Origin of the sequence: Clavibacter lycopersici (genome assembly GCF_003576405.1) — a bacterium.
Lineage (GTDB): Bacteria > Actinomycetota > Actinomycetes > Actinomycetales > Microbacteriaceae > Clavibacter > Clavibacter lycopersici.
In genome coordinates this window covers 1-5,708 of the sequence record NZ_QWGT01000184.1, presented here as the reverse complement: position 1 = coordinate 5,708, position 5,708 = coordinate 1, and the positions used below count along the sequence as shown (strand labels likewise).

Below are 5,708 nucleotides of genomic sequence, written 5' to 3'. Positions count from 1 at the left end.
CGCTGCCGCCGCTCGGCCCCCGCGAGGCCCGCGTGCGCGCCGCCGCCGAGGCCGTGGCGGTCGCGGATCCGCACGCCGAGACCGTCTGGACCCGCGACATCGACCTGCTCCTCGCCGAGCGCGACGCCCGCGCCCGCGACGCCGAGCTCGTCGACCTTCCCACGCGCATCCCCGCGTCCCGCTTCAAGGACTTCGTGAGCGACCCCGCGGGCGTCGCCGCGCGCCTGCGCCGCCCCATGCCCGAGCGCCCGTACCGGCAGACCCGGCTCGGCACGCTCTTCCACGGCTGGGTCGAGGCGCGCTACGGGCCCGCGGGCACGGCCGACGTCATCGACGCGTCGGGGGTCGAGCTCGACCAGGATCCGACGGAGCCGCCCGTGGAGCAGGAGGACCTCGACCGGCTGCGCGCGACCTTCGAGGCCAGCGAGTGGGCGAGCAGGAAGCCCGAGGAGGTCGAGGTCGAGATCCACATGGAGCTCGCCGGCCAGGTGGTCATCTGCAAGATCGACGCGGTGTTCCTCATCGACGGCCGGTACCGCGTCGTCGACTGGAAGACCGGCCGCACCCCGAAGGACGCGGCCGACCTGGAGCTCAAGCAGCTCCAGCTCGCGCTCTACCGCCTCGCGTTCGCGAAGTGGCGCGGCATCGACCCCGACCTCATCGACGCGGAGTTCTACTTCGTCGCGGAGGACCGGTCGCTCAAGCCGGAGCGGCTCTACTCCGAGGAGGACCTCGTGGCGCTCTGGTCGGGTGCCCGCACACCGGACGCGTCGCGCGCGCCGTCGGGGGAGACGGTGGGCTGAGGTCGCGAGTCGAGCATCTCCTCGACCTGGTCGACGTCCATCACGGGCAGCGTCTCGTGCGCGATGCGGTGACCCTCGTCAGCGCGCACCGTGTCCACGAGCGCGCTGAGCATGTTCACGGCGTCGTCGATGATGCCCTGGTTGCGGGTGTCGGTCCCGTGCAGCAGCCAGCGGGCGATCTCGAGCTCGGCGTAGAGGAGCGCGCGCTGCTTCAGCTGGCGGTCGACGGTCACGTGGTGCGCGGCGTTGTAGGCGCGGAAGACGCTCTCGGCCACGTGCTCGGCGCGCGCGCCCAGCACCCAGTGCAGGTCGTGCGCGGGGTCGGCCACGCGGAGCTCGGACCAGCCGATCATGCCGGTCACCGCGTCGCCGTCGACCAGGAACGAGGAGGCCTGCACGGCGCCGTTGACGACCGCCGGCTGGAACTGCCAGAGCGACGCGTCGTCGATGGCCTCCTCCCAGCGGCTGAGCAGCAGGCTCGGCACGAGCGCGGTGGCCGCGGCCCGGTCGATGAGCGCCGCCGTCTGGCTGTGGATCTCGGCGGCCGAGAGCACGGGCAGCCCCGCGTCGGCGACGAACCCGGTCGGCAGGCTGTGCACGGCGGAGACGGCGGCCCCGATGGAGCGCGCGAGGCCGTCGCCCGCGGGGATCTCGTCGAGCGAGATCACGCGGCCGGGCACGTGCTCGTACACGAAGCCGCGGGTCGGCTTGATGGGCGCCTGGCCGAGGAACTCGGGCACCTGGAACGGCAGCCGCGAGCGGATCCCGGTGCTCAGCGCCCGCAGCGCCACGAGGTCGGCGGACTGCTCGGACTCGGCGGCCTGCGTGGTCGGGACGCGCACGAGGAGCTCGCGCCCGTCCCGCGTGGAGAGGAGCGCGGAGTCGAAGTCGCCCGCGCCGCCGGCCGTGAACGGGGAGCTGCGGACCACGTCGAGCCCCGAGACGGCCGAGGTCGCCAACGCGGCTAGAGTGAGGTGGGATCTGGCCATGCCTTACAGGTTAGGTCGCTGGGAGCCCTCCGTCTCACCGCGCCACGCGCTTCCGGCCCCACACGCGCACCGTGGGTGGAGCACGACGCACGCCGTCGGCGCCCCTCGGCCCGTCCGCCCCGTAGTCGATTGGTCACCCGTGCTCGACAGCTTCCTCTCCCGCCTGCCCCTGTCCCGCGAGGGCGTCGACCGCGACGGGCTGCGCCGCGACGCGCCCGCGCTCTTCGACGAGCTGTGGGCGGATCCCGCCACGCGCGTCCTCGCGCTGCACGGCCACCGCGCGCTCGGATCCGCCGCCGAGGGCCGCGCCGCCCTCGACCTGCTCCCGGTCGACCGCGTCACCGCCGCGACCATCCGGATCTACCTCGGCCGCACCACCGTCGCGCACGAGGGCGAGCCGGTCGGCACCCCCGTCGTGGCTGCGGTGCTCACCGAAGCGGCCGCGCTCGAGCTCGAGCCCGCCGAGGAGCGCTGGCTCGAGCTGCGCACCACGGCCACGCAGCTCGACGACCGCGACGCCGCGCTCTTCACGGGCGCGCTCGCCACCGCCAACTGGCACGCGTCCCACCCGTTCTCGCCCAAGACCGGCGAGCCGACCGTCGTCGAGCAGGGCGGCTGGGTGCGCCGCGCGCCCTCCGACGGCTCGCAGGTCTTCCCCCGCACGGACGCCGCCGTGATCATGGGCGTCGTCGACCAGGACGACCGCCTGCTCCTCGGCGCCAACGCCATGTGGGGCGGCGACCGCTACTCGCTGCTCGCGGGCTTCGTGGAGCCGGGGGAGTCGTTCGAGGCGGCCGTTAAGCGCGAGGTGCTGGAGGAGTCCGGCGTCACGGTCGAGGATCCGCGCTACCTCGGCAGCCAGCCGTGGCCGTTCCCGGCGTCCGTGATGGTCGGGTTCCTCGCGCGCGTCTCCGCGTCGAGCGGGCCCGCGACGCCGGACGGCACCGAGATCATCGACCTGCGCTGGTTCAGCCGCGAGGAGCTGCGGGCGTCGATCGGCGAGATCGCGCTGCCCGGCCCGTCGTCCATCGCGCGCGCCATCATCGAGGAGTGGTACGGCGGACCGCTCGAGGACGGCGAGCGGGAGTGGTGATCCGCCGATCGTGACCGACCAGCTCGTCCCCGGGACGCCCGGGCGGGATCTCTACGGATCCGGCGCGACCGCGCCCGACGTCGTCCCCGGCACGGCCGGTCTCGGCCCCCTGCCCGCCGCCGGACCCGCCGAGCCCGCGGAGGACGCCCCCACCGCGGAGTCCCTCCTCGAGGCGCTCGACGACCAGCAGCGGCTCGCCGCGCAGGCGCTCCTCGGCCCGGTCGTCGTGCTCGCCGGCGCCGGCACCGGCAAGACGCGGGCCATCACGCACCGCATCGCCTACGGGATCCAGGCGGGCGTCTACCCGCCCAACCGCGTGATGGCGCTGACCTTCACGTCGCGCGCCGCCGCCGAGCTGCGGGGCCGCCTCCGTGAGCTGGGCGCCGGCCCCGTCGCCGCGCGCACCTTCCACGCCGCGGCCCTCAAGCAGCTCAACTTCTTCTGGCCGCAGGTGGTCGGCGGCACCATGCCGCGCCTCATCGAGAGCAAGGGGCGGATGCTCGGGCACGCCGCCGAGTCGCTCCGCCTCCGCCTCGACACGGCCGCGCTCCGCGACATGGCCGCCGAGGTCGAGTGGCGCAAGGTGTCGATGATCTCCATCGAGGAGTACGGCCTCGCCGCCCGCACCAGCCGCACGCTGCCGCCGCAGCTCGACGCCGACCAGGCCGTCGCGCTCCTCCAGGCCTACGAGGACATCAAGGACCAGCGCCGCCAGCTCGACTTCGAGGACGTGCTGCTCGCGACCGCCGGCATGATCGAGGCCGAGCCGTGGGTCGCCCAGCAGGTGCGCGAGCAGTACCGCTTCTTCGTGGTCGACGAGTACCAGGACGTGTCGCCGCTGCAGCAGACCATCCTCGACCTCTGGATGGGCGACCGTCGCGACCTCTGCGTGGTCGGCGACGCCAGCCAGACCATCTACTCGTTCGCGGGCGCCAAGAGCGCCTACCTCCTCGACTTCGCGTCGCGCTTCCCCGAGGCGACCGTGGTGCGGCTGGAGCGGAACTACCGGTCGACCTCGGGCATCACCGAGGCGGCGAACCGGCTGATGCGCGGCCGGCCCGGCGCGCTCACGCTCGTGTCGGCGGACGCGGATCCGGACGGCGACGGCACGGGCACGACCTCCGCCCGCAGCGCGACGGGCCGGGGATCCGCCGCCGTCCCCGGCCGCGGCGAGGGCTTCCGCGCGCCGCAGGTGAGCGCGTTCCCCTCCGACGGCGCCGAGGCGCGCGCGATCGCCGGGGCCATCGCGCAGCAGATCGCCTCGGGCATCGCGCCCGAGGACGTCGCCGTGCTGTACCGGATGAACGGCCAGGCCGCCGTGCTCGAGCAGGCGCTCGGCGACGCGGGTGTGAGCTACCAGGTGCGCGGATCCCAGCGCTTCTTCGACCGCCCCGAGATCAAGCAGGCGCTGCTCGCGCTCCGCGGCGCGTCCGTCTCGATCTCGGGCGAGCCGCTGTTCAAGTCGGTGAGCGATGTGCTCCGCGGCCTCGGCTGGAGCCAGCAGCCGCCCGAGCAGCCGGGCGCCGTGCGCGACCGCTGGGAGTCGCTCGACGCGATCATGGGCCTCGCCGAGCGGATGCCCGCGGGCAGCACCTTCCGCGCCTTCACCGACGAGCTGCTCGAGCGCCAGGCCGGCCAGCACGAGCCGACTGTCTCCGCCGTGACGCTCGCGACCCTGCACTCCGCCAAGGGCCTCGAGTGGGAGCACGTCTACCTGATGGGGCTCAGCGAGGGGCTCGTCCCCATCAGCTACGCGCAGACGCTCGAGGCGATCGACGAGGAGCGCCGGCTCCTCTACGTGGGGATCACGCGCGCGCGCTCCGGGCTGCGGCTGTCCTGGAGCCGGAGCGGACCGCAGCGATCCGGTCAGCGGGAGCCGTCGCGGTTCCTGGCAGAGCTCGACACCCGCATCGCGGGTGGGGGCGCGAAGCGCGGCGCGTGACCCGGCCCGTCCGCACGTCGAGCACCGCCTGGTGCGTCGCGAGCGCGTTCGCGCCCGTCGTCAGCAGGAGGTCGGCGGGTCGCGCGGCGAGGGCGGCGACCTCCGCGGGCACGAGCCCCGCCTCGGATCCGCTGTCGCGCCCGAGCAGCTGCGTCGCGATGGCGGGCCAGGCCGGATCCGCGTCGCGCCGCGCGAGGTCGAGGCAGTAGCAGCAGACCGTCCGTCCCGGTTCGACCAGCGGGCCGACGACCGCGTGCCGGTCGCCGATGACCACGGGCAGGTGCGGCACGTCCTCGCGGGACCAGCGCCCGTACACGGCCGGGGCGATGGCGAAGTGCGCGACGATCACGGCGAGGCCGGTGCGCGGATCCGCGTCGTCGGCGATGCGACGCAGCGCCACGTCGTGCCCGGCCCGCGCGAGGGCGTCGGCGACGCGGTCCGCGGTGGGCCCGCCGCCGACGACCGCGATCGGGCCGGTGAGGGTGCGCCGGGGGAGGTCGGCACCGTCGCGGGACGCGGATCCGGGTTCGCGCGGCGGCAGGAGCGCCGGCCGCACCAGGTCGAGCAGCTGCGTCACATGGGCGGGGGTCGCGCCCTCCGTCGCGGCGATCATGTCGAGCCCGCCGCGGCTGACGCCGTGGCTGAGCGCGTCGAGCAGCCGCTCGTCGAGCCGTGACACGGCCGTGAGCACGACGGACGGACGGTCGACGCCGAGCTGGAGGGAGTCCGGCGTGCGCCAGACGAGCGGGAGGCGGGGATCGAGTCGGATGGCCATGGGCGCGCAGAGTGCCCGACGGGCGCGCGTCGTGCGGCGCGCGTCCACAGGCCGGAGCCGCCACCGCGGAGCGGAGCGGGCGCGGGCGCGGACGTGCGCGAGGCCG

4 protein-coding genes and 1 pseudogene are annotated in these 5,708 nt (G+C 74.9%); 3 read left to right on the top strand and 2 right to left on the bottom strand.

Going from position 1 to position 5,708, the window contains the following annotated elements; genetic code table 11:
- Nucleotides 1–803: PD-(D/E)XK nuclease family protein (locus DZG00_RS11520; protein ID WP_147359984.1), on the top strand; the 803-nt coding region annotated here is incomplete at its 5' end.
- On the opposite strand, the gene DZG00_RS11515 is transcribed toward DZG00_RS11520, so the two are convergent.
- Nucleotides 716–1,792, bottom strand: coding sequence for a phosphotransferase (locus DZG00_RS11515; protein ID WP_119381847.1), 1,077 nt, complete (start codon nt 1,790–1,792; stop codon nt 716–718). The two genes, DZG00_RS11520 and DZG00_RS11515, sit on opposite strands and share 88 nt — an antisense overlap.
- Before the next feature lie 139 nt (nt 1,793–1,931).
- Here DZG00_RS11515 and nudC point away from each other — a divergent pair, with 139 nt between their 5' ends.
- Both nudC and DZG00_RS11505 read left to right on the top strand, forming a co-directional pair.
- Nucleotides 1,932–2,885: an NAD(+) diphosphatase gene (nudC, locus tag DZG00_RS11510; protein WP_119381846.1), complete on the top strand. Its 954-nt coding sequence runs from the start codon at nt 1,932–1,934 to the stop codon at nt 2,883–2,885.
- A 10-nt stretch (nt 2,886–2,895) separates the two neighbouring features.
- Nucleotides 2,896–4,827: an ATP-dependent helicase gene (locus DZG00_RS11505; protein ID WP_119381845.1), complete on the top strand. Its 1,932-nt coding sequence runs from the start codon at nt 2,896–2,898 to the stop codon at nt 4,825–4,827.
- On the opposite strand, the pseudogene DZG00_RS17345 reads toward DZG00_RS11505, so the two are convergent.
- Nucleotides 4,796–5,440, bottom strand: a pseudogene (locus tag DZG00_RS17345) (TOMM precursor leader peptide-binding protein); the annotation flags it as partial. The gene DZG00_RS11505 and the pseudogene DZG00_RS17345 sit on opposite strands and share 32 nt — an antisense overlap.
- Between the last annotated feature and the right edge of the window lie 268 nt (nt 5,441–5,708).